The organism is Planctomicrobium aquicomposti, assembly GCF_051466325.1.
Taxonomy (GTDB): Bacteria; Planctomycetota; Planctomycetia; order Planctomycetales; family Planctomycetaceae; genus Planctomicrobium.
This window is the reverse complement of sequence record NZ_CP195792.1, coordinates 1786241-1808830: the sequence shown is the minus strand read 5'-3', so window position 1 is coordinate 1808830 and position 22590 is coordinate 1786241. Positions and strand designations below refer to the sequence as shown.

The window sequence follows — 22590 nt, the reverse complement described above, 5'->3', positions numbered from 1 at the left end:
CCCAAGCACGGCGGTTGAGATTCCGTAAAAGTCAGTCAGTCCGCTGTGCTGGAACACCTCGCAGGGGCACAAAGGTCCAGCCCTCGTGTAGCGCCTGCGGGATCATCCGCCGTAGGAACTCCGGCGTCACCTGCGCGGAGTTGTCGTTGTCGTGCAGACAGATGATCGAGCCGTTGCGCAGGTGCCGGTGACAAATCCACTGCAGACGATCAACATCGTGAACAGGGCTGTAGTCGGGGGGGATGACATCCCAGAGGACCGTCTGCACCTGCTTTTTCGTTCCCCAGCCGAAGAGGGGACGCTTGATATGGCCGAAAGGGGGACGCAACCAGCGAACCGGTTCGCCCGACATCTCTTCCAGCAACTGCTGGCAGGCGGAGAACTCCCGAAAGATCTTCTGCGGGGTTGATTTCCAGCAATCCAGATGCGCCCAGGAATGATTTCCCAGAACATGTCCTTCATTGAGGATCTGCCGAACCAGGTCCGGCCAGCGGCGGGCCCGCTCCCCCAGCAGAAAGAACGTGGCGGGAGCCTGAAACTCTCGCAGCGCGGCGAGCAGCAACGGTGTCCCGACCGGATGCGGACCATCATCGAAGGTGAGTGAAAGTTCGCGTCCCGCTCCGGGGAGACGACACATGACCCCCGGAATCCGTGCGAAGACATGCCGGGGAACCTTCGTGCCCAGCCAGTCCCGCACACGCATGCGGGGAGTCAGCCGGACAGAAGAGTCTGCGGGAGCTGTCTGCATCGAGCCACTCGATTTCTGATCGACGGGTCTTTGCCAGCGCGGCACTCGGCAAATGGGCATCAGGACGCTGGCAGTGCGGGCGCCTGAAATGGCCGCCTGCCAGAAAAAAACCCGGCCAGACTCTGACCGGGCTTTTGATTTCTCACGGGCTGGCAACAATTCACGGGAAGCTGTGGCCAGTCGATTGATCCGTCTCAGCGGAACCGATCCGGTCCCATTTCACTTGGTCCCGCCTCACTGCAGAGGGAAATCCACTCAGTCGAGATCCGGGCCGTCTTCGAGCAGGCGGTCCAGATCGGGAGCGTTGTCCTGAGCGACAACCACGTTGTGGCTGGCGTCCAGATAGATCTTGTCGGTCAGGATTTCTTCAATCACCGTCGCCATCGTCGGCTTGCCCTGGGTTTCCACCAGCGGTGGAGCTCCCCGATTCAGCTGGACGAGCCGCTTCTGAATCAGCGTGGACAGCTTGAAGCGTCCACCGACCTTCTTGGCAATAATGTCTTCTTTGAGCTCATCGAGCATTCAGTTCCGCCTCCCTCGCTGCCAGCACGTCACGGATTTCCCGCACCGCACGGCCGAGATCGTCATTAATGACTCTGTATCGATACGAAGCCACGTATTCTAGCTCTTCGCGGGCAGTCCGCAACCGGCGCTGAATCACTTCCTCGGATTCTGTCCCTCGCGCACGGAGCCGCCGCTCATATTCATCGACCGATGGAGTTTGCAGAAACACTGACACCGCTTCGGGATACAGCCGCATCACATTCTGGGCCCCCTCGACGTCAATCTCCAGCAGGACCCATTTCTGCTGACTGCTGATTCGCTCCACCTCGCTTTTGAGGGTACCGTACCAGTGGCCGCTCTTGTGAACTTCCGCACATTCCACGAATTCGTCGCGTTGCCGGCAGCGGTCGAACTCCTCTTTGTCGAGGAAATAGTAATCCTGACCGTCCACCTCGTGCTGGCGGGGGGGCCGGGTCGTTGCCGAAACCGACAGTTCCAGCGGAACCGGCGACGATTCCAGCAATTGCTTGACAATTGTGGTTTTTCCGACGCCGCTGGGCCCTGATAGAATCAGAACCCGGGCTGGTGTGGTGCACGTGGTCATCGACGTTGACGCAGGCTCGCTCGGGCTACGTGGGAAAGCAAATGCGAACTTTATCGGGTGGCAGAACTGATGCCAAGCTTGTCGACTGAAGAGTCGGACCACGATCCACGCCCAGCCCCGCGTGTCGCCTCCATTGAGCACAATCGCTGCAGGAAGAAAAGGGACGCTCAGCTGATGTGCGGACTCATCCATTTTTTGCGACTCGCCTGGACCCCGGTCGCCTGCGGGTTGATCCTCTGCTCGACGCTTGGAGCCTGGCCCCCCGCACCGACACCCTTCGCTCCGGCTCGTCAGGCGGAGTTTCAGCGCAAGCTCCAGTCCCGACTTTCAGTCGATCAGAACGATGTCGAATTACGAGACTTTCTCACGCAGCTGTCACGCGGGGAGGGTGTGGCCATCTGGCTCGACCGACGCCTGGATCCCACCCAGCGCGTGAATGTGTCGATCGATGCCGCACGTGTCGACGAGGCGTTGCGGCAGCTGGCCATCCCCTTGGGCGCCGATGTCTGCTCCGTCGCCGACACGATCCACTTCGGCCCCAAAGAACAAATTGCGACGTTGAGAACCCGGGTGATCCTCGCGGAGCAGCAACTGGCTGCGCAAAGAAAACGAGCAGCCACACGCCCCGCAGCGAACCCGCGACGTCTGATCCGCTGGGAAGACTTCACTGAACCGCGCGAATTGGTCCTGCGAATCGCCCAGCAGGGAAAGGTGACGATCACGAATCCGGAGGCAATCCCCCACGACCTCTGGGCGGAAGGAGTGCTGTCCGATGCCAGCACCGGGGAAGCCCTCGCTCTGATCGCTGCCCAGTTTTCACTTGACCTCAATTGGCAGAGTGCGTCAGAAGTTCAATTCGTCCCTGCGGCCGTGAGGCCGATCCTTGAGCAGGAGCATTCCGTTCCGGCCGGTCGAACTGCTCTGACAGTGGCCGATATTCAGTCTGAGATTCCCGGCTTCGACGTCCAGCTGATCGGCCGAAAAATCTTCGCGCGGGGGAGCGTGGAGCAACATGAGCGGCTGGGGGAATTGCTGGGTGAGCGGCGACCGCAGCCACGCCCTTCTCCTTCGAGAAAGGTCATGACCTACCAGCTGACGATGGTCGACCAGCCATTCTCCGCTCTGCTCGATCTTCTTCAACAACGGGGGCTGAATGTCGAATATGATCGCCAGGCCCTGCGTGCAGCCGGGATCGATCTGGAAACGCGGATCTCGCTCATGGTCAAAGATGTTTCCCTCGAAGAGCTGCTGCAGCAGGCCTGCAGTCCACTTCGACTGAACTTCAAGGTTGAGCAGCAGCGGATTGAACTCACTCCGCAGGCTCCCTGAAATTGCGTCGATCGAGTCAAAGGGAAAGTGGCAGTCTGCAGTCCGTGTGCTTCCAGCGTTTCATCAGGTGAAATACTCGCAGCGGCGCGGCAAGAACGGATCAGTCCATCGTCAACATGCTTCATTACTCGGGCTGATCAGCAGACACTTCTCCCGCCGCTTTTTCCTGCGCGGCGATTTTCTTTTTCAGTTTCTCGTTGACCCGGGCGAAGTTCTTCAGCCACTTCTCGTAGTCTTTGGTTTTATAGGCGAAGAACTCTTCCACTTCCGGATGAGGCAGAATCAGGAAGCGCTCCTCCCGAATTCCGGCAAGCACTGATTCCGCCACCTGATCCGCGGTAACCGCGCTCATATGCAGGAACTGGTGCACCGGATCATCGAGATCCAGAAAGTCGGTGGCGACTCCCGCCGGGCAGACACACGAGACCTTCAGCCCCTGCTTCTGATAGTGCACCGACAACCATTCCGCGAAGGAAACGACTGCGTGCTTCGTGACGGAATAAGGAGCGGAGCCGATTTCGGTCAGCAGCCCCGCCGCGGAAGAAACCTGCACCAGATAACCCTCGCCACGCGCGAGCATTCCGGGAAGAACAGCACGGGCTGCGTAGACGTGAGACATCAGATTGACATTCCATAACCGGAGCCACTCCGAGTCGGGAACCTCCGGTCCCCCTTTCATTGTGACGCCGGCATTGGAAATGAAGATGTCTACTCCGCCAAATCTGTCTTCAGCCAGCTGCACCAGTCTCTGGATGTCTGCTTCCACACTGACGTCGCAGCGGCAGGCGGTCCCGCTGATTTCCCCGGCCAGCTGAGTCGCCGCGGATTCATTCAGGTCGGCGACAATCACCTGCCGCGCCCCGGCCCGGGCCAGTGCATGGCAGATGGCCTTGCCGATTCCGTTCGCTCCGCCGGTCACAATGACAACGCGGTCCCGTACTTCCATAGTTCACTTCCTGTGTTTTGCATCTTGGCGACGCTTCTCCCAAGCGGAATCGTCACCCGCCCGCCCCGGCCGTAGGGATTCCCAGCGGCTGCTCTGTTTCCCGGCAGCATAGGCTATCGACTCCCTCCAGACCGCACCAAGGGGATCTGTGCAGCTTCGGTCTCACTCCCGCCAGAAGGGATGAATTCCCATAAACTCCCGCAGGATTTGCCGTTGCAGCAGGATCCAGTGAGTCGCAGACGGCACCAGATGAGCCACCTCCGCCAGTTCCGCGCAGGGAGAGTGCGATCGGCTTCCGAGAGAGACACTCGCATTGCGGCAAGTCTGGGAAGAAATCCGGGAAAATTTGTCGGTAGAAGTCCCACAGCAGGAAACAATGTCTTTACAGGAAAACATCTGCCCCGCCAGCGAAAGCTGAGGTTCCAAACGGGGGCAACAGACATGTCCCCTCTGATTGAGAGGGGCTTGTTGGAGTGCGGGCTGAGTGCATGGCTTGTTTTGTTCATTCGATTGACCACAACGAGAGGTGCGGAAGTGTCCGATCTCCCCGTTCAGCCAGATCACTTCGAAGCGCATCAGCAATTCGTTTCGCTGTTGGTGCAGAATCATGCACGCATTCTGGGCTACATCCGCGCCTTTGTACCGCACCGGCAGGACGCTGAAGACCTGTACCAGAAGGTGAGTCTGACACTCTGGTCGAAGTTTGATGAATTTGAACGTGACCGCGACTTCTTCGCGTGGGCCTCGGGGATCGCATTTTTCACGGTCTGCAATTACCGACGAACGAAATACCGGAACTGTCTGACGTTCAATCAGGAGCTGATCGAAACCATGGCGCGCGAGCGTCTGGAACACCTGACCTCCCAGAAAAGCCGCCTGGATCAACTGATCGATTGCGTCGACAAGCTGCCTCAACCGGACCGGCAGTTGATCATGCAGGCGTACTCAATCGACAGCAGCGTGCGTGACATCGCGGAGCAGACCGGCAAGGCCGTGCAAACGATTTATAACCGGCTGACGCAATTGCGACGGGATCTGGCAGCCTGCGTTCGCAGAAACACAGTGATCCACAGCCCGGCAACCTGACCCGTCCTTCATCAGATCTTTACTTCACCCACAAGTTCTCCGCGCCGCCTTGGCGTCAGGAAAGTTGCATTCTCTTGAACTCCCGATCTGACTATCCACTCGACTTTTACCGAAATCTCCAGGCATTCAGCCTGGGTGAGGCGAGTGATGCGCAGATCGCAGAAGTGGAAAAGGTCCTTTCGACAGATCCCCAGGCGCGACAGATCTATTACGACCTGCTCGATGTGGATCAGGGGATGCACGAAATCGCAGCAGCGCACCAGTCGCTGCTGGGGGAAACGATGGCTCCCCCCACCCATTCGCCCCGCAGATGGCCCTACCTGGGCTACGTTCTGACCGCAGTCACCTCCGCGGTGATTGCGCTGGGAATGGTCTGGGCTCAATGGGGAATCGCCCCGTGGATGGCCTACGCGAATCAGCAGACACTGGTCATCGCACCTTCCTCCCCGGCGCTCGTGGCAACCGTCGTGCAGTCGAAGGACTGCGTCTGGGCACAGGACAAATCCCCCTTGCTGCATGGCTCCCGGCTGACAGCTCAAATCCTCGAACTGCAATCAGGCCTGCTCGAATTGCGGTTCGATTCCGGAATCCGCGTGATTCTGGAAGGGCCCGCCGAATTCCAGATTCTCTCCCGGACGAGCGCCCGGCTTGTCACGGGCAAAGCGGTCCTGCATTGTCAGGAGTTTGCAACCGAGTTCGAGCTGATGACTCCGACCACGACGGTCTACGACATCGGCACCGAGTACGGGGTGGCAGTGGCCGCCTCGGGAGACACCGAAGTCCACGTCTTCAGCGGTGCGATCCAGGTGGAACACTCCGACGCTGAGCTGGAGAGCGAATTTCTGGAAGCCGGACACGCACTTAAGATCACGGCAGAGGGAATGGCCCACATCACCATGTCTCCGGAACAGTTTCACCGGGGGATCAAGATCCCGGCACCAACTGCCGAGCCGCAAGGCGAACTGATTGCCTATGACGGCTTTCAGCGAACAGAACCTCCGTCGAAGTGGCAGTCCGGAGGCTTCGGATGGGCAGATTCCTGGATTCATCAAGCGGGACGGCAAGCCCTCTCGCGGGCTGTGCATCTCCCCGAGACCTCGCTGGAATTTGTGGGGCGCGACACCCCGGAATCGAGAGGTGCACTCAAGCTGGCTCCTGCCCGGAACATTGCCCGCCGCACACTGGCCCGCCCCATCCGGATGGATGAAGACTCCGTCTACTACGTCAGCTTTTACTTCCAGAAGGAAGCCGACCTGGATGAAGAGACGCTGCAATACGGGAGCCTGTCGCTGAGAACGACAATTGCCGAAGCCAACGGCAGCACGCGGAATCGCCGAATCCTGTTTGGCGTCAATTCGGAACGAATGCCGATCGTCTCTCACAACGCTCAGAACTTTCTGACAGCCCCCCCGATCAGCTTGCGGGAAAGCTGCTTCTTTGTGGCCAAAATCGTCACGGGAAAAACGACACCGGATCAGGTGTTGATGCGGATTTTCCCCGCAAATTCCCCGATCCCGGACGCAGAGCCGTTCACCTGGACCTGTATGACAGAACCCTCGTTCGATGACACCGTCTTCGACACGGTTCTGCTTTATACCACTGGCGCGGAATTCATCATTGATGAAATTCGCATCGGCACGTCGTGGCACGATGCGGTTGACACTTCCCTTTCAACTCACACGCCCCTTTCTCCAGAGGGAAGCCCTCGCGAGATCAAAGTCAGGCAGCCGACAGCTGGCTGAAGTGAAACCGGATTTACGCCCCATGCATTCTGCCTCAGGTGTCACACTCGATGAGTGCTGCAGCTTGACCGGACAATTCCGGCGCGGGCCGGTTGCCGTTGAATTGACCTGTCATGAGCGCTACTGACAGTGACCTCTCAGCAACTGTCTGACGGCGCAGATTTTTATGTGCGTTTTCGTGCTGCCGACTAGAATGATCACATCACGCAAGTTGTGAGCACGGCCCATTCGATTTCTGTTCAGATCTGCTCTCATTTCTTAAGTATCACTTGCGACTCCGGAGATTTTCTGATGACTAAGCGTCGAGGTTTCACACTCATTGAGCTTCTGGTGGTGATCGCCATTATTGCGGTGCTGATTGCGTTGCTCCTGCCGGCGGTCCAGCAGGCACGGGAATCTGCCAGACGGACACAGTGCAAAAACAACCTTAAGCAGCTCGGCTTGGCGCTGCATAACTATCACGACACCGTCGGTCAGTTTCCTCCGATGATCATCTTCGATGAGCAGCTCGGAACAACCAGTACGGAACCGAGCTGGGGCTGGAACGTTTTCCTGTTCCCTTACATGGATCTCACCGGTGCCTATAACCAGCTGCGACCGGGACCGCAGCGGTTGCGTAATGCGATTAATGACGCAACGTCACTGCAGGTGCTGCAGACAAATTTTCCAATGCTCCGCTGCCCGACTGACACTGCGCCTGTGCTGTCCACGCAGGCCATCGCAGGGAAGATGACTTCGCGCACGAATTATCCCGGCGTGAACGGCAATGGTCCGCGGGCTTACTATCTGAAGACCAACCAAAACAACAAGATGCCCGGTGTCTTCGCGGGACGAAATGTCGGCACGCCGATTCGTGACATCACCGACGGAACCAGCAATACGTTTATCGTCGGTGAGCGGGCATCGAACCGTGAGGCGACCGCAGATACCTACACGCACTGGGCCGGAGTCAGCCACGGCAGCCAGGACGGCAGTGGATTCCAGGGGATGCTGGAGGTCGCCGGGTCAACCGGATACCACATGAACACCGCCAGCGCTGTCAACTTCGGATATCGCAGCTGGTTCAGCAGCCTGCATACAGGGGGTGCCCAGTTCGTCATGGCTGATGGTGCGGTCCGGTTCATCAGCGAGAACATGGACTTCAAAACCTATCAGGCCCTTTCAGGCATCGCTGACAATAACGTTGTCGGAGAATTCTAGAGCAGGTTGCTCTTTCCAGTGTCCGCGCAGCGAGCGTTTCGTGTGCTGAAATGTTCCGTTCCGCGTGACAAGAACGGGTCGCTCAAAAAACAGAATGCTCGAGAGCGAAACTTGGAGGCGCCTGGCGATCTGGCGGCACATCCCAGGCGCTCCACCAAGGTGGATGGCTCAAGGAGCATATCGCAAACAGTCAGCAGACAGGGGACGCACAAACCTTCCCCTGACCAGGAAAGGAAAGTCTCATGCGGCATCGTATCGATTTCCCGGTACAGCCCACTCTCTCGCCCCCTCTCGTGGCTGCCCGAGCCAATCTAGGCCCCCTTGTCGCACGCACTCGATCGGCGTTCCTGGAGAAGGGCCGCTGGGTTGTGGCGGTCGTACCGTTGCTGCTTGCTGGTCTTTCCGGATGCGGCGCGGGGGGGGATCTGCCAGAGATTGGACTGGTCAAGGGGCGCGTGCTGCTGGATGGAAAACCACTTGATGCAGCCAGGGTGACCTTTGAACCCAATTTCGGTCGCCCCTCCAACGGAAGGACCGATGCCGAGGGGAATTTCGAACTGGAATATCTGTTCGACGTTCCCGGGGCTGCCATCGGTCCGCATACGGTTCGGATCAGCACGCACGACATGCTCGAGGACCGGACGACCGGCAAGATGAAAATGATCCCGGAGCGCGTCCCCTCGGCTTATAACAACAATTCCGTCCTGACAGCGGAAGTGAAGGGGGGAGTGAATGAGATCAACTTCGAGCTGAAGTCCGACGCGAAATAGGCTGAGCGCAGTTGTTCCTGTTCTGGAGGGACCAACCGGGGAGACGAACTCACTTTTCGAAGCGACACTCAGCGTAGCAAACTCTGCAGGCACGGTGCTTGTTCACATCCACCCCGCTAGGACGTGTCAACACCGTGCCTCAGTTTTTGCGCCTCTCCAGCCGCGTCATCGAAGCAGAACGTGGCCGGGAAAACTCTGGCTTCCTCTCGGTAGGTCCCTTTGTGACCGCAACGGGAGCGGGACGCCAAACTACTTCTTATTCGTGTTGGCTGCACGTGGGGGATCATTCAGCCGTGTGCGTCCGAGGAACTTGAGAATCGAACGCTTGAGCGCCAGCGGGTCCGCTTCTCCGTCGATCCGCTCGATGACTTCGCCCCCCGGAGCGATCAGGATCGTGTAAGGGAGTGAGCCGCTCCACTTCGCATCCAGCAGATCTGCGAAGCGATCCTTGCTGGGAATCGTCGAAATGTAATTCTGGCATGAAACATGGTGTTCCTGCAGAATTTTCAGTGAGGCGTCGCGCTGCTCGGGTTCATCGAGACAGATCGTCACCAGCTCAAAATTCCGCTTTCGATACATCCGGTTGATCGTGACAAACTCGGGAAGTTCGGCCACGCAGGGTCCACACCAGCTCGCCCACAGATTGACGACCAGCAGTTCGCTGGTGTCGTTCTTGACCAGCTTCTTGAGTGCTGCTTCGTCCAGATCCTTGAGTTCCACCGGCTCCGCATTCCACTTGGCCAGTGACTCGGCCACCTGCGACCGCTTGTCCGACCATTTGGTGGAGCAACCGAAGACGCGAGTTTTCGGGACTGCGACCGGTTTGCCCGCCAACAGCGCGTCAATCGCATTTCGCAGATCGTGGCTTGACGGTTCACGAATGTCATTGTCGTCGATGCGTCCCGAGTACTGGAGCTTGCGCTGTTCATCAAACAGATAGGCATGCGGAGTCGCGAGAACGCCATAGGCCAGTGACACTTTCTGGTGTTCGCCATCGTACAGGAACGGGAAATTGAAGCCCTGGTCCTCGGCGCGGAGTTTCATTTCCTCCAGCGAGTCCCCAAACTCCGTGTACCCCAATTCGTCCAATCGAACTGCCTTGGCGTCATTGGGGGAGATCACGACCAGCGCGACTCCCCGGTCTTTGTAGTCCTGATGGAGTTTGTTCAAACGCTCTTCGTAGGCCTGCGCAGTCGGACAGTGATTGCAGGTGAAGACGACCGCCAGCAACTTTGATTGCGAGAAATCGGAAAGCGAGTGCTCCTTCCCATCGACACCAGGAAGCTTGAAATCGGGAGCCGCATCACCAATCGCCAGTTCCTGAAATCCGGGAGGAGCTCCCCAGACGGGTGAGCAGACCCATGCCAGAGTCCATGTCAGACAAACAACCGCAACGGCATTTCGCTTCATCGAATTTTCCTCGAGCAGCTGGTAACGGCAATTCACGGCGTGAAGGAGATGAGTTTCACTCCGCAAATGCCCTGAAGGAGAGGGCCCGCGACAAATCGAGGCGAGGCAGGGCTCGTCCGGATGTCGGCTCTCAGCATAACCGGTGATCCGTTTCGTGCCACTCCTCGCCGACATCGGACTGTGGAATGAGTGGTTGGCAGTTTGTCAGCATGCGTCTCTATAATCGCCGGTTGTCCAGGCATTCCTTTCGCCGCTCCGCCAATACCTTCCACCATGCTGCAACGCAAAAACTGGCTGATTCCGCTCACTTTGACCCTTGTCACCCTCGCGGCTTACAGCGGCGTGATGAAACTGGAATTCGTCGACCTGGACGATCCGGACTATGTCTATAAAAACTCGTACGTCGTTCAGGGACTCAATTTCCAGACAATTCAATACGCGTTCCGCACGTTCGACATGGGGAACTACATTCCCCTGACGTGGCTGTCGCTGCTGCTCGATGTCTCTCTCTTCGGACGCGGCGCTCAAGGTCTGCACCTGACGAACCTGGTGCTGCACTTGCTGAATGTCCTGCTTCTCTACTATTGGCTGCGACAGTTGACGGACGCCACCTGGCGCAGCGCTGCCCTCGCCCTGCTGTTCGCGGTCCATCCCCTGCATGTCGAATCCGTTGCCTGGATCTCCGAACGCAAAGATGTGCTGAGTACCCTTTTCTGCCTGCTGTCGCTGATCGTCTATACGCGATACTGCCGCGGACCGTCTGTCGGTCGATATGTCGGCGTGGCGGGCCTGTTCCTGCTTGGTCTGCTGGCCAAGCCAATGCTGGTGACACTCCCCCTGTTGCTGCTGCTGATCGATGTCTGGCCATTGGGACGGTTGAATCCGGGAGGCTTCTCGTTTCCCCCGCAGCCCGGAATCACGCTCATCACGCCGGTGCGGGCAGTAGCGGAAAAAATCCCGTTGCTACTGCTTTCCTTCTTTGATGGTCTGCTGACGATCTATGCACAGAAAGCGTCCGGAGCGGTCAGCGGCGAGAACGACCTGACATGGGCTGAAAAACTTGGAAATGCCTCGCAAGGTCTGGCCTTTTACATCTGGAAGACATTCATCCCGACGGGTCTGATCCCGATGTATCCGCATCCCGGGCCCAATCTCAACTGGATGTGGGTTTATGGCAGCCTCTGCCTCGCGCTGTTGATCACGTTCTGGGTCTGGCGGGGAAGGGGACAGGCCCCGTGGCGGCTATGGGGTTGGCTGTGGTATGTGATTTCGGTCCTCCCGGTCCTCGGAGTGATGCAGGTGGGGGTCCAGGCGTATGCCGACCGCTATAGCTACGTCCCCCAGATTGGTTTGCTGTTAATTATTGTCTGGGAACTGGCTGCCTGGGCGACTCGGGTCGACTGGGGATGCCGTGCTCTGGCGGTGGCCGTGGTGATCGCCAGTGCCATCTGCATTCCCATGACACGGGCACAGGTCCGGATGTGGAAAGATCCATTCACGTTATGGAGCACGGCTCTGCAGATCGCTCCCGAAAACTGGTATGTCCAGCAGATGCTCGGCTCGATTTATCTCGAACGAGACGAACGGCAGAAGGCACTCGAACTTTACGAGGCGTCGTACCGCAGTGACGGAAAAACCATGTCGTCGGTTCTGGGAAATTATGGACTTCTCCTCTACCAGCTGGAACGTCGACAGGAGGCGGAGTTAAGACTGCGTGAAGCCCTCGCGATCGACGATAAGAACCGGTATGCCCTGATGACTCTGGCCAAGTTGCTGAATCAGAAGGGGGAAAAAGTCGAAGCGCGGCAAATCCTGGAATATGCGATTCGCGTACTGCCACCGCATGTCAATATTCTGAACGAACTCGGACTGATCGAACTCAGTGAAGGTCATCCCGACCGGGCCCTCCCCTTGTTCCAGCAAGCTGTCGTCCTCTCTCCCAACAGCTCGGAATCGCATTTGAATCTGGGGGTGGCATACGGCCAGCTGGGTCGCATCCCGGAGTCGAAACTCCATTTTCAGCGAGCCGTGGAACTGAATCCGGAAGACGTAGAAAGCCTGTTCGCCCTGGGACAGATTGCCGAGTTTGAAAAGAATCTTCCCGCCGCCCGCGATTACTTCGCGGCGGTTGCCAGACTGAATCCGCAGCATCCGCAGGCCCCCGCCAAAGTGACGGAACTTGATGGTCTGCTCAAAGACCAGCCTCCCGTCGTGGAACCGGCGAAAAAGGAGTGAGTCTCAATTCCCGGTCGCAACTGCTACCTGATCACGGGTCGCCGTCCGGGATTGATGTTGACCAGAATTGGCTCAAACTCTACTACTTCCCCGGTTTGCGATCAGTTTTCCAAGGACGGGAGTACGACGGATGTTTGGCCTGGTCCCCAATGCGCAGAAACAACGTGACGCGATTTTCGAGGTCCTGACCCATCTGGCAGACCTGCTGAATGCTCCCTTCTCGATCCGGTTGTGGGATGGAACCGTCATTCCGATGGGCCCCAACGCCCGGCACGACCTGCAGATCTCGATCAGCGGTCCCGGCGTCGTCGCCTCATTGATTCGCAAACCGACCGCCGACAATCTGCTCCGGCATTACGCGCTGCAGCACATCGATTTTCACGGAACCGACCTTTATTCGTTCATCGATTTGGCCCGCGTCAAACAGACCCGGAAGCTCGTCCGCCAGCTGAAGAAAACCGTGCTGATTCGGGGCCTTCTCCCCTTCCTGTTTGCGCCCGGAGAGTCGACATCGGTCACCCACCGTTTTGAGGGGGATGAAATCGGTCGCAGCCGACGGCAGTCCGACAACAAGGACTTCATTCAGTTTCATTACGACGTCAGCAACGAATTTTACCAGCTGTTTCTCGATCCCGAGATGCTGTATTCCTGTGCTTACTTCACCGACTGGAACAACACGCTCGAACAGGCCCAGCAGGACAAACTGGACATGATCTGCCGCAAGCTGCGCCTGCAGCCGGGCGAGCGCTTCCTGGATATCGGTTGCGGCTGGGGAGCCCTGATCTGCCATGCCGCAAAGAACTACGGCGTGAAGGCCCACGGGATCACGCTTTCCGAGCGGCAGCTGGCCTTCGCACGAGAGAAGATCAAGCGGCTCGGTCTGGAAGGACAGGTGACGACAGAACTCAAGGATTACGCCGATCTCGAAGGAACGTTCGACAAGATTTCGAGCATCGGGATGGTCGAGCATGTCGGCATCGACAACATGCGAAAATATATGCAGACGGTGGCCCGCCTGCTGCCGGACCGCGGGATGTTTCTGAATCACGGAATCACCCGCCGGGCCAAGCGAAGCCAGCGAGAGTTTCGACGGGTGAACCCGGAAAAGCGACTGCTCGCCAAATACATCTTCCCGGGAGGAGAACTCGATCACCTGGGACACATGATCGAGTCGATGGAATCGACCGGATTCGAAGTGCACGATGTGGAGGGCTGGCGCGACCACTATGGCCTGACCTGCAAGCACTGGTGCGAGCGCCTGAGTGCCCGGCGCGATGAGGCCGTGAAATTTGTGGGAGAAGAACGCTACCGGATGTGGTTGTTCTATCTCGCCGGAGTGAGCATGGCCCTCCGTGACGGCTCCGCCTGCATCTTCCAGACTGTCACCACCCGCCACAAGGCGAAGGGGCATTCGCAGACTCCCCCGACGCGGGCCCACCTGTACCGCTGAAACAATTCGACTGCCGATTGACCTGAAGACGCGCACATTGCGCGTCTTCAGTCGTCTGCAGCAGGAGCAGCGGGCCCATTAGGACTTTCGCCACGTCGACGGCTGATGGACTGCCGACAGGCTGCTATGCTGTCGACTGGTCTGTTCACGGTGCAACTGACGCCCGACGGATTTCTGCAGGGAGCTTCACAGTCCAATAAAGGAGGAGAAGACCTGCAGCGTTCGGAATACCGCGTCATCTATCAGATGGGGATGGGACTGATGGCGCAACTGCTCGCAGCGACCGCAGCGCAGAGCTGATCATCGCCACGACGATTCACATGGATCGGAAAGCCCCCGGAAACAGGTCTCTCTTGTGCGGCGGCCCCGACTCGCTGATGATCAGAGAAGGAGCCTGCGGTGACTCCCGCGCTCTCAACGGCACTCCCCGTGGCGCCGTTTCTCGCAAGCCCCACCGAACAGCAGGAGCAATCCCATGCATTCCCCAAAAGCTGACACGTCAACCGGGCACGGCTGCTCGACAAGTGCCCAGCATGACCGTGAAGTCGCTGACAGCGACCTGCTTTCTCCGCTGACACTCCGCGGGGTCACGTTCCGCAACCGCATCGCCATGTCGCCGATGTGCCAGTACATCTGTGAAGAAGGTGTTGCGAGTGACTGGCATCTGGTTCATCTGGGGAGTCGCGCTTCAGGTGGCTGCGGTCTGGTCATCGCCGAGGCGACCGCCGTGACCGCGCAGGGTCGGATCTCTCCGGGCGATCTCGGACTCTGGAACGATGAACAGATCCAGCCACTCGCCCGGATTACAAAATTCATTCACTCGCAGGGAGCGGTTGCCGGTATCCAGTTGGCCCATGCGGGTCGTAAGGCGAGCTGCGATGTTCCGTGGCGTGGCGGACATCCCTTGCTCACGGCAGAAGCGAGAGGCTGGCCGATTGTCGCGCCGAGTGCGATCCCTTTCGCGGAAGGAAGTCCGGTTCCTCAAGCACTTGATGCGCGGGGAATCGAACAGATTGTGGCCAGCTTCGAAGCGGCGACCCGGCGCGCCCTCGCTGCTGGATTTCAGGTGATCGAGATTCATGCCGCTCATGGCTATCTGTTTCATGAATTCCTTTCCCCACTCAGCAACCACCGTACGGATGAATACGGCGGCTCACTGGAGAATCGAATGCGGCTCCTGTTGCGGACGGCAGCATCGCTCCGGCAGATCGTTCCACAAAACCTTCCGCTCCTCGTGCGGATTTCAGCGACCGACTGGGTGGAGGGGGGGTGGGATCTCGAGCAGTCCGTCGTCCTCGCGCAGCAACTGAAGCAGCTGGGAGTCGACCTGATCGATGTCTCTTCCGGGGGGACAGTCGCCCGCGCGCAGATTCCGGTCGGCAAGGGATACCAGATTCCTCTGGCCAACCGGATTCGGCATGAGGCGGGAATCGCCACCGGAGCCGTGGGTCTGATCACCGAAATTGCCGAAGCGAATGACGTCATTACCGGTGGGCATGCCGATCTGGTGTTGCTGGGACGGGAACTGCTGCGAGAACCATACTGGGCGTTAAAGGCGGAGCAGGCGCTGGGAGGCGATCCCGACTGGCCGATCTCCTATGGCTATGCGGTGAAACGTCGCCCGACCTGACGTGAAAGACCGCACACTGCACGCCGGTTGCCGAGGGGACAGGCTGCTGGTTTAGCCCTCGCGGACCGGCTAAAGTAAGGTTCTGTCCAGCTGCTGGACAGATCGTCGTTCCTCTTTTGCTTTCTTGCGGATTCCGGCAGTTATTGTGTCTACCACGGTCCCCACTCAGGCTCGCATTCAACGTCTCTCCACCAGCGTCATCAACAAGATCGCTGCGGGCGAGGTGATCGAACGCCCGGCCAGCGTCGTCAAAGAACTGCTGGAAAACTCGGTGGATGCCCTCTCCACCCGGATTACCGTCGACATCGAGCAGGGGGGAAGCGAACTGATCCGCATTGTGGACGACGGCGAGGGGATTCATCCCGACGATATCGAACTCGCCATCGCCAGCCATGCCACCAGCAAGCTGCGCGACGCCGATGATCTGTTTGGCGTCGCCACGCTCGGCTTTCGCGGCGAAGCGCTCGCTTCCATTGCTGAAATCTCGCAGCTGACGCTCCGCACCAAACAACGGGATCAGCCGACCGGTGTGCAGATGGAAGTGCACGCGGGGGTTGTCAAAGAACATCGCCCCTGTGGCTGTCCCGATGGAACGCAGTTCGAAGTCCGCCAGCTGTTCTACAGCACACCGGTTCGACGCGGATTCATGAAATCCCCCGCCACGGAGTTTGGCCACATTGCGGAACAGTTCACCCGCATTGCCCTGGCGAATCCGAATCTGCATATGACGCTGCGGCATAATCAGCGGCTGGTGCACGATCTTCCCCCCACCCAGCAGTTACAGGAGCGGCTGGAGCTCTTCTTCGGCGGAGAACTCGCAAGCCAGCTAATTCCGGTAGAAGCCGAACACAACGGCACCCGCATCTGGGGGTTTGCAGCCCATCCTTCACAGAGCAAAACAACTCGACGGGGGCAGTACCTGTTTCTCAATGGGCGCTGGATTACCGATCGCTCTCTGCAGCACGCACTCAGCGAAGCCTATCGCGGACTGGTGATGGTGGGGCGGTATCCGGTCGCGTTTCTCTTTCTGGAACTCGCACCGAATCTGGTCGACGTCAACGTCCATCCGACCAAGGCCGAAGTCCGCTTCCGCGACAGCCAGACTCTCTATCGATTGTTGCTGTCGACGCTGCGAAACCGCTTCCTGACGATGGACCTCGATTCGCGGCTCTCGGTGGATCGTCGCTCCTCAGCGGGCGTGAGTGCCGGTGAGGAAGCTCCTCCGCGTGAGGAACAATGGCAGCAGAAAGAACTGGCCACCTGGGCCAAACAGTCGCTGCAACGGGAGATCTCCCGTCCTGTCGATTCCTGGACCGAAACGATTTCGGCCCTCGCCGGTCCGCTCGAACCACGGCAAGAGAATCCTGCAGACCGGTTGCCGCTGGCGGAGCCGATTCCAGCTGCCGAAATCTTCGCGGAAGGAGAGGGAAGGGACGATTTGCCCGCTCCCCGAACCGCGTTGCCGGTGGCAGTCGAGCAACACGCATCTCATCCCGCCACAGCGGCGGCGGAAGTCAGGGCCATGCAGGTGCATGACTGCTATCTGGTTGTCGAAACGACGGATGGCATCACGGTGATTGACCAGCATGCGCTGCACGAACGAATCATGTACGAACAGCTGCGCAAGCGGGTGCTGGCGGGTGGAGTGGAAGTTCAGAAGCTGCTGATTCCGATTACGGTCGATCTCCCCGCGCGGGATGCTTCGATTCTGCTCGATCAGACCGACGTCCTTGCCGAATTGGGGCTGCACCTGCAGGACTTTGGCGGCAACACGGTCGCCCTGTGTGGCTATCCGGTCCTGTTGAAGCGCGCCGATCCGGAACAGCTGCTCAAGGACGTCGTGGAGTTACTGGAATCGACCAGCCGCAAGCTCGAACGTCGCGACCTGATTGATTCCCTGTTGCACATGATGTCGTGCAAAGCAGCGATCAAGGCGGGACAGCGTCTCTCCTTCGAAGAGATGGAAGCGCTGCTGGCCCAACGTCATCTCTGCGATGATGCTCACCACTGTCCGCATGGACGCCCCACAGCACTGAAACTCAGCCGTGATGAACTGGACCGTCAGTTCGGTCGTCTGGGGTAGTCGCACGATTCAATCGTTACCGGCTCGCAGCGTGGCGATCTACTCTGGCCATGCTCCGCGACACAACGCCGCCAGCGTGGCCGTTTCATCATCGACCGGAATCGGAACGCCCTCGGCGTCGACAGGAACGGTCCCATCCCTGGCGACAAGAAACAGGCCATTCAGCGAACGTTCCTGAACTGGGTCAAAGCGCCCCCACCGCCGATGGACAAAGCTCGCCACCGGACTCTCCACATCGATGTCGGTCAGCAACGGAAACGGGATCGGCTTCCCGAGCCCTTTCTCAGCCTGCTCGTTGGCGTAGGGTGAGGAATCGCTGATCGCGATGACATGAATTCCCGCCTGCTGGATCGCCGGAAAGCACTGGATCAGCTGTTGTACCCGTGCGTCGCGGGCCGCTCCCAGTTCGGCGTCAAAAAACAGGACCACAATCCGTTGCCGACCCAGATAGCGTTCGAACTTGACCACCTTCCGATGGTGATCGACGAGGGTGAACCGGGGAGCCAGCATCCGCCGCTGCAGCGAATTGGTCGGTGCGAGCGCGCGCCACTGCACGATCTGGTGTTCTCTCCAGTTGACCACCAAGAGAATGACGATGCCGGCAACCAATAACAGGAAGAGTCCGCGCTTCTGCATCCCGGCAGTTTAGAGCATTTCGATTTTTAATCGACCAGACAGCGTCGCTGAAATATTTTCGTGACAGCGTCTTGCCTTGTCATCGCGCCGTCCTCCCCACACAGAAGCCAGCCTTTCACCAAATGAAACGCGGGCAGCGCGGGGACTGGACAGAGCAACCTGCTCTAAGCAGCGGAGCGAACGTCGAGCTGCTTCTGCTCGGCCGCCACAACTTCCAGCACCAGTGCCTGATAGTCCTGTGCGCCGGGGGAACTCGGAGCATAGTCGAAAATCGACTGGCCGTGACTGGGAGCCTCCGCCAGTTTGATATTCCGGCGAATCCGGGATTCGAAGACCTTGGCACCCGCCCAGGGGGCGTGCGGATCGCTGCCGCTCAGGAAGAGCATCAGATCGTCGGTGACATCGCCGGCGAGCCGGGTTCCCGTTTCGTACAGGCAGAGGACGATCCCCGACACTTTCAGCCCCCGGTTGAGCCGACGACTGACCAGTGCGGTGGTCTCAAACAGCTTCGACAGTCCCTGCAGTGCGAAGAAGTGGGGCTGCAGCGGAATGAAAACTTCGGTCGCACAGGAGAGAGCGTTGATCGTCAACACCCCCAGCGACGGAGGACAATCGAGCACAATGTAATCGAATCGTTCGGCCGCACCGGCAGCCAGAAGGGCCTCGCGGAGGACAAATTCCCGTCCGGGGGCATCGACCAGTTCCAGTTCGGTGGCTGCCAGATCAAGGTCGGCCGGGGCGAGCCACAGATTGGGGCGGATCATCTGCACGATCTCCGCGAACGGCTTGGCCTGGGCGAAGACCTGATAAATCGACTGCGCGCTGCTGGCGACTTCCACTCCTACATGGAGCGAGGAATGCGCCTGAGGATCCAAGTCGATCAGGCAGACCCGCTTCCCCTGACGGGAAAGTCCTGCTGCCAAATTGACGCTGGTCGTCGTTTTTCCGACGCCCCCTTTTTGATTCATCACAGCGATGATTCGCATCCGTGCAGTCCCCAGCGCGCTGATAGAAGTAAAATGTTGCTGCAAATCCCTTTGCAGTGGCACCGCTGACAACGGAATCGATGGATTGCTAGACTTTCCTCCGAGCCCGGCGGCAGTCAGGATGGTTGCCGGTCCGGAGTATACCCCGCCGATTTCATTGCTGATAGACGAGTTCCACCATGTCGCACTCCCCGGCCGAAGAGGCGCAAAAACTGCGGCGCGACATCAACCGCCACAACCGACTCTACTTTGTCGACGCCGCTCCAGAAATTTCCGATCTGGAATTCGACCGGCTGATGAAACGGCTGCAGGAACTGGAGCGTCTCCATCCGGAACTCGATACGCCCGACAGCCCGACGCACAAAGTCGGGGGAGCGCCGGTCGACAGTTTCCGGGCAGTGGAACACCGGCTGCCCATGCTCTCGATCGACAATGTCTATTCCGAGGATGAAGTCCGGGAGTTTGACCGTCGGCTCTGCAAGATGCTGCAGAGGGATTCCCTCGAATACAGCATTGAATACAAAATCGACGGTGTGGCCCTCGCCCTCGTTTATGAGGACGGAAAACTGGTCCAGGCGGTCACCCGGGGGGATGGCCGGCAGGGGGATGACATCACCAACAATGCCCGGACGGTGCGGGGAGTTCCCCTCACGCTGGAAATCGAGCAGCCGCCGAAACTGCTGGAGGTCCGGGGCGAAGCGTACATCGCGAATACCGACTTCGCTCACCTGCGGGCCGAACAGGAGCGGCGGCAGGCCGAGGTTTTCGCCAATCCCCGCAACACAACCGCCGGTGCGCTGAAACTGCTCGACCCGAAACTGTGCGCGGCCCGCAAGGTTCGCTTTCTGGCTCACGGCATCGGCGCCGCTGAAGGGCTGGAGCCAACAGGGCATCTGGAGTTTCTCAAGTGGTTGCGACACGCGGGGGTCCCCACAACACCGCGTGTCACGGTCCGGCAGGGAATCGAACAGGCCCTCGAACAGTGCCGGACGATGATGGAAGAGCTCCATCTGCTCGATCTCGAGGTGGACGGGCTGGTCATCAAGCTCAACGACTTTGCACTGCGCGAGGAGGCAGGCAATACCTCCAAAAGTCCTCGCTGGCTGATTGCGTACAAATGGGAAAAGTACGAAGCGGTCACGCAGATCGAAGACATCTCCGTTCAGGTTGGGAAAACGGGAACGCTGACACCGTTGGCGCACCTGACTCCGGTGCTGATCGCCGGTTCCACGATCTCCCGCGCCAGCCTGCATAACCGCGATGAGGTGGGGCGGCTGGGGGTAAAAATCGGGGATTGGGTCGTCGTCGAGAAAGCGGGAAAGGTGATTCCGCATGTGCTGCGGGTGGAAGAGCACCGCCGGGACGGATCGGAACGGGAATTCGAGTTCCCCGACCGCTGCCCCGAATGTGGCGGTGATGTGGCTCAGGATGAGGGGGGAGTCTATCTCCGCTGTCTCAACCCGGCCTGTCCTGCGCAGCTGCGGGAGAGCCTCCGCTTCTTTGCATCGCGGCAGGCGATGGACATCGAAGGGCTGGGAATCAAGCTGGTGGAACAACTGACCGCTGCCGGATTGCTGACCAGCTTTGCGGACATCTATCGACTCAAAGATCAACGCGAGACGCTGCTGGCTCTCCCCCGACTGGGAGAAAAGAAGCTCGAGAACCTGCTCGAGGGAATCGAAAAATCCAAGTCGCAGCCGCTCTGGCGATTGCTGACCGCGCTCAACATCCGGCATGTCGGCGTGAGCAATGCCCGCATCCTGGCGGACACCTTCGGCACCCTCGATGAGATCGCCACGCAGACGGCCGAATCACTGGCCGAGATCCATGAAATTGGCCCGGTCATCGCTCATTCGATCGCCGAGTTCTTTCATTCCAACGTCGGCCGACACATCGTCGAGGAACTGCGTGCCGCAGGGGTGAATTTTGGAAGTCCGGTCGTCCGTGCCGCCGTTCCCGAAGCGGGGCCGGGGCAGCCACTCACGGGGAAAACGGTCGTCGTCACCGGGACACTTCCCACATTGAAACGGGAAGAGGCGGAAGACCTGATCCGACAGTGGGGGGGAAAGCCCGCCGGGAGTGTTTCCAGCAAGACCGATCTTGTCCTAGCAGGGGAAAAGGCGGGAAGCAAACTCGAAAAGGCGCAGAGCCTGGGGATTGAAGTCATTGACGAAGCGGAGTTTCTGAGGCGGTTTCGGTTGAGTTCAGAAGCGGACAACGAATCGGAGGCCTAATGATAATCCGGCGAATCACGACCTTGCCCCACCCTCGTACTCGTCCTGACGATGCCCATAAAGGGACCTTCGGTCGGGTGTTGATCGTGGCGGGAAGCCCCGGAATGAGCGGAGCAGCCGCCCTCAGTGGGCTCGGCGCGTTACGTGGCGGAGCAGGGCTGGTCTATGTCGCGTCGCCCTCCACAACGGCCCGACTGGTGGCCACCATTGAACCCTCCTATCTGACCATCCCTCTCAAAGAGAATCTGAGAGGGGAAATCAGTGCGGCCGCTTTGGGACAGATTCAGGACCAGCTGAAGAAGATGAATGCCGGCGCGATTGGTCCCGGCTGGGGCACCACCCCCTCCGCCCGCAAGATCGTGCAGGAGCTGTTCGAATCGACCAGTGTTCCCCTGCTGGTGGATGCCGACGGCCTGAATGCACTCGCTGTCAAACCGGAGTGTCTGGGAAAACATGCGGCTCATCGCGTGCTGACTCCGCATCCGGGAGAGTTCGCACGGCTCATCGGCAGCGATATTGCCACGGTGCAGAAGCATCGCGAAGAGCTGGCTCTCGAATTCGCGGCACAACGTCACGTCGTGCTTGTCCTCAAAGGGCACGGGACCGTGGTGACTGATGGCGAACGCCTGTATGTGAACACGACGGGGAACAGCGGCATGGCAACCGGTGGGACCGGGGACGTTCTCACCGGGCTGATCACCGCATTGCTCGCCCAGAATTTCGAGCCGTTCGCCGCAGCGCAGCTCGGGGTCTACCTGCACGGTCTGGCAGGCGATCTGGCGGCCGAGGCACTCTCGAAGCCAGGGTTGATTGCTTCGGACCTCCCCCGCTTTCTTCCGCACGCCTGGCAGCAGTTTCTGGCGTAGAAAATCGATACAGCTGGGACTCCAATGCCCGACACAGCCGGGTGATACGACTGGTCGCCGATCAAGCACCCGGATTGAAATTTTGACGTGGTATGCCGTTTGCGATCCCGTCGTGAAAATTCATTCCGAAA

At 59.1% G+C, this 22590-nt stretch carries 19 protein-coding genes; 12 read left to right on the top strand and 7 right to left on the bottom strand.

The genetic code is table 11. The features are described 5' to 3' along the window. Window positions 1–31: 31 nt before the first annotated feature. From SH664x_RS06920 to gmk, 3 genes are all read right to left on the bottom strand, one after another. On the bottom strand, window positions 32–748 hold the full coding sequence (locus tag SH664x_RS06920) for a polysaccharide deacetylase family protein (protein ID WP_437206185.1): 717 nt from the start codon (window positions 746–748) through the stop codon (window positions 32–34). 255 nt (window positions 749–1003) lie between these two features. Then, window positions 1004–1270: a DNA-directed RNA polymerase subunit omega gene (locus SH664x_RS06915; RefSeq protein WP_437206183.1), complete on the bottom strand. Its 267-nt coding sequence runs from the start codon at window positions 1268–1270 to the stop codon at window positions 1004–1006. Then, window positions 1260–1856: a guanylate kinase gene (gene gmk / locus SH664x_RS06910; RefSeq protein ID WP_437206181.1), complete on the bottom strand. Its 597-nt coding sequence runs from the start codon at window positions 1854–1856 to the stop codon at window positions 1260–1262. Before gmk ends, SH664x_RS06915 begins: the two co-directional genes overlap by 11 nt. A gap of 174 nt (window positions 1857–2030) precedes the next feature. Here gmk and SH664x_RS06905 point away from each other — a divergent pair, with 174 nt between their 5' ends. Next, window positions 2031–3185 carry a hypothetical protein gene (locus SH664x_RS06905; RefSeq protein WP_437206180.1) on the top strand — a complete coding sequence of 385 codons (1155 nt, stop codon included), beginning with the start codon at window positions 2031–2033 and terminating at the stop codon, window positions 3183–3185. A gap of 124 nt (window positions 3186–3309) precedes the next feature. Here SH664x_RS06905 and SH664x_RS06900 read toward each other — a convergent pair whose 3' ends face one another. Next, on the bottom strand, window positions 3310–4131 hold the full coding sequence (locus tag SH664x_RS06900; RefSeq protein WP_437206178.1) for an SDR family oxidoreductase: 822 nt from the start codon (window positions 4129–4131) through the stop codon (window positions 3310–3312). Window positions 4132–4665: 534 nt separating this feature from the next. Between SH664x_RS06900 and SH664x_RS06895 the strand changes: the two genes are divergently transcribed. The 4 genes from SH664x_RS06895 to SH664x_RS06880 all read left to right on the top strand — a co-directional run bounded on the left by SH664x_RS06895 (window position 4666) and on the right by SH664x_RS06880 (window position 8929). After that, window positions 4666–5217: a sigma-70 family RNA polymerase sigma factor gene (locus tag SH664x_RS06895; RefSeq protein WP_437206176.1), complete on the top strand. Its 552-nt coding sequence runs from the start codon at window positions 4666–4668 to the stop codon at window positions 5215–5217. A gap of 74 nt (window positions 5218–5291) precedes the next feature. Beyond that, the gene (locus SH664x_RS06890; RefSeq protein ID WP_437206174.1) at window positions 5292–6959 is read left to right on the top strand and encodes a hypothetical protein; all 1668 of its coding nucleotides are present in this window, start codon (window positions 5292–5294) and stop codon (window positions 6957–6959) included. Window positions 6960–7250: 291 nt separating this feature from the next. After that, entirely contained in the window at window positions 7251–8159 is a 909-nt protein-coding gene (locus SH664x_RS06885; protein WP_437206173.1) for a DUF1559 family PulG-like putative transporter, read from the top strand. A 242-nt stretch (window positions 8160–8401) separates the two neighbouring features. Then, window positions 8402–8929: a carboxypeptidase-like regulatory domain-containing protein gene (locus SH664x_RS06880; RefSeq protein WP_437206171.1), complete on the top strand. Its 528-nt coding sequence runs from the start codon at window positions 8402–8404 to the stop codon at window positions 8927–8929. A gap of 249 nt (window positions 8930–9178) precedes the next feature. On the opposite strand, the gene SH664x_RS06875 is transcribed toward SH664x_RS06880, so the two are convergent. Then, complete coding sequence (locus SH664x_RS06875; protein ID WP_437206170.1) at window positions 9179–10339, bottom strand: redoxin domain-containing protein; 1161 nt, start codon at window positions 10337–10339, stop codon at window positions 9179–9181. Between the two features lie 273 nt (window positions 10340–10612). On the opposite strand from SH664x_RS06875, the gene SH664x_RS06870 reads away from it, so the two are divergent. The 5 genes from SH664x_RS06870 to mutL all read left to right on the top strand — a co-directional run bounded on the left by SH664x_RS06870 (window position 10613) and on the right by mutL (window position 17737). Next, complete coding sequence (locus tag SH664x_RS06870) at window positions 10613–12574, top strand: tetratricopeptide repeat protein (RefSeq protein ID WP_437206168.1); 1962 nt, start codon at window positions 10613–10615, stop codon at window positions 12572–12574. 130 nt (window positions 12575–12704) lie between these two features. Then, the gene (locus tag SH664x_RS06865; RefSeq protein ID WP_437206166.1) at window positions 12705–14024 is read left to right on the top strand and encodes a class I SAM-dependent methyltransferase; all 1320 of its coding nucleotides are present in this window, start codon (window positions 12705–12707) and stop codon (window positions 14022–14024) included. Between the two features lie 126 nt (window positions 14025–14150). After that, the gene (locus SH664x_RS06860; RefSeq protein WP_437206165.1) at window positions 14151–14324 is read left to right on the top strand and encodes a hypothetical protein; all 174 of its coding nucleotides are present in this window, start codon (window positions 14151–14153) and stop codon (window positions 14322–14324) included. A gap of 175 nt (window positions 14325–14499) precedes the next feature. Beyond that, window positions 14500–15654 carry an NADH:flavin oxidoreductase/NADH oxidase gene (locus SH664x_RS06855; protein WP_437206163.1) on the top strand — a complete coding sequence of 385 codons (1155 nt, stop codon included), beginning with the start codon at window positions 14500–14502 and terminating at the stop codon, window positions 15652–15654. Between the two features lie 145 nt (window positions 15655–15799). Continuing rightward, window positions 15800–17737 (top strand): DNA mismatch repair endonuclease MutL, encoded by a 1938-nt coding sequence (mutL, locus tag SH664x_RS06850; protein WP_437206161.1) that lies wholly within the window; start codon window positions 15800–15802, stop codon window positions 17735–17737. A gap of 39 nt (window positions 17738–17776) precedes the next feature. Here mutL and SH664x_RS06845 read toward each other — a convergent pair whose 3' ends face one another. Both SH664x_RS06845 and SH664x_RS06840 read right to left on the bottom strand, forming a co-directional pair. Beyond that, window positions 17777–18373, bottom strand: coding sequence for a redoxin domain-containing protein (locus SH664x_RS06845; protein ID WP_437206159.1), 597 nt, complete (start codon window positions 18371–18373; stop codon window positions 17777–17779). A gap of 164 nt (window positions 18374–18537) precedes the next feature. Further along, window positions 18538–19359 carry a ParA family protein gene (locus SH664x_RS06840; protein ID WP_437206157.1) on the bottom strand — a complete coding sequence of 274 codons (822 nt, stop codon included), beginning with the start codon at window positions 19357–19359 and terminating at the stop codon, window positions 18538–18540. A gap of 179 nt (window positions 19360–19538) precedes the next feature. Here SH664x_RS06840 and ligA point away from each other — a divergent pair, with 179 nt between their 5' ends. Then, entirely contained in the window at window positions 19539–21593 is a 2055-nt protein-coding gene (gene ligA / locus SH664x_RS06835) for an NAD-dependent DNA ligase LigA (RefSeq protein WP_437206155.1), read from the top strand. Then, window positions 21593–22459: an NAD(P)H-hydrate dehydratase gene (locus tag SH664x_RS06830; protein WP_437206153.1), complete on the top strand. Its 867-nt coding sequence runs from the start codon at window positions 21593–21595 to the stop codon at window positions 22457–22459. The genes ligA and SH664x_RS06830 overlap by 1 nt, the downstream gene beginning before the upstream one ends. The last annotated feature ends 131 nt before the right edge of the window (window positions 22460–22590 follow it).

Coding starts and splice junctions, on each gene's coding strand:
- SH664x_RS06915 (WP_437206183.1), bottom strand. CDS start 1,270: ATGCTCGATGAGCTCAAAGAAGACATTATTGCCAAGAAGGTCGGTGGA.
- ligA (WP_437206155.1), top strand. CDS start 19,539: ATGTCGCACTCCCCGGCCGAAGAGGCGCAAAAACTGCGGCGCGACATC.
- SH664x_RS06880 (WP_437206171.1), top strand. CDS start 8,402: ATGCGGCATCGTATCGATTTCCCGGTACAGCCCACTCTCTCGCCCCCT.
- SH664x_RS06905 (WP_437206180.1), top strand. CDS start 2,031: ATGTGCGGACTCATCCATTTTTTGCGACTCGCCTGGACCCCGGTCGCC.
- SH664x_RS06920 (WP_437206185.1), bottom strand. CDS start 748: ATGCAGACAGCTCCCGCAGACTCTTCTGTCCGGCTGACTCCCCGCATG.
- SH664x_RS06830 (WP_437206153.1), top strand. CDS start 21,593: ATGATAATCCGGCGAATCACGACCTTGCCCCACCCTCGTACTCGTCCT.
- SH664x_RS06845 (WP_437206159.1), bottom strand. CDS start 18,373: ATGCAGAAGCGCGGACTCTTCCTGTTATTGGTTGCCGGCATCGTCATT.
- SH664x_RS06840 (WP_437206157.1), bottom strand. CDS start 19,359: ATGCGAATCATCGCTGTGATGAATCAAAAAGGGGGCGTCGGAAAAACG.
- SH664x_RS06885 (WP_437206173.1), top strand. CDS start 7,251: ATGACTAAGCGTCGAGGTTTCACACTCATTGAGCTTCTGGTGGTGATC.
- SH664x_RS06865 (WP_437206166.1), top strand. CDS start 12,705: ATGTTTGGCCTGGTCCCCAATGCGCAGAAACAACGTGACGCGATTTTC.
- SH664x_RS06860 (WP_437206165.1), top strand. CDS start 14,151: ATGCTGTCGACTGGTCTGTTCACGGTGCAACTGACGCCCGACGGATTT.
- SH664x_RS06870 (WP_437206168.1), top strand. CDS start 10,613: ATGCTGCAACGCAAAAACTGGCTGATTCCGCTCACTTTGACCCTTGTC.
- SH664x_RS06900 (WP_437206178.1), bottom strand. CDS start 4,131: ATGGAAGTACGGGACCGCGTTGTCATTGTGACCGGCGGAGCGAACGGA.
- SH664x_RS06855 (WP_437206163.1), top strand. CDS start 14,500: ATGCATTCCCCAAAAGCTGACACGTCAACCGGGCACGGCTGCTCGACA.
- gmk (WP_437206181.1), bottom strand. CDS start 1,856: ATGACCACGTGCACCACACCAGCCCGGGTTCTGATTCTATCAGGGCCC.
- SH664x_RS06875 (WP_437206170.1), bottom strand. CDS start 10,339: ATGAAGCGAAATGCCGTTGCGGTTGTTTGTCTGACATGGACTCTGGCA.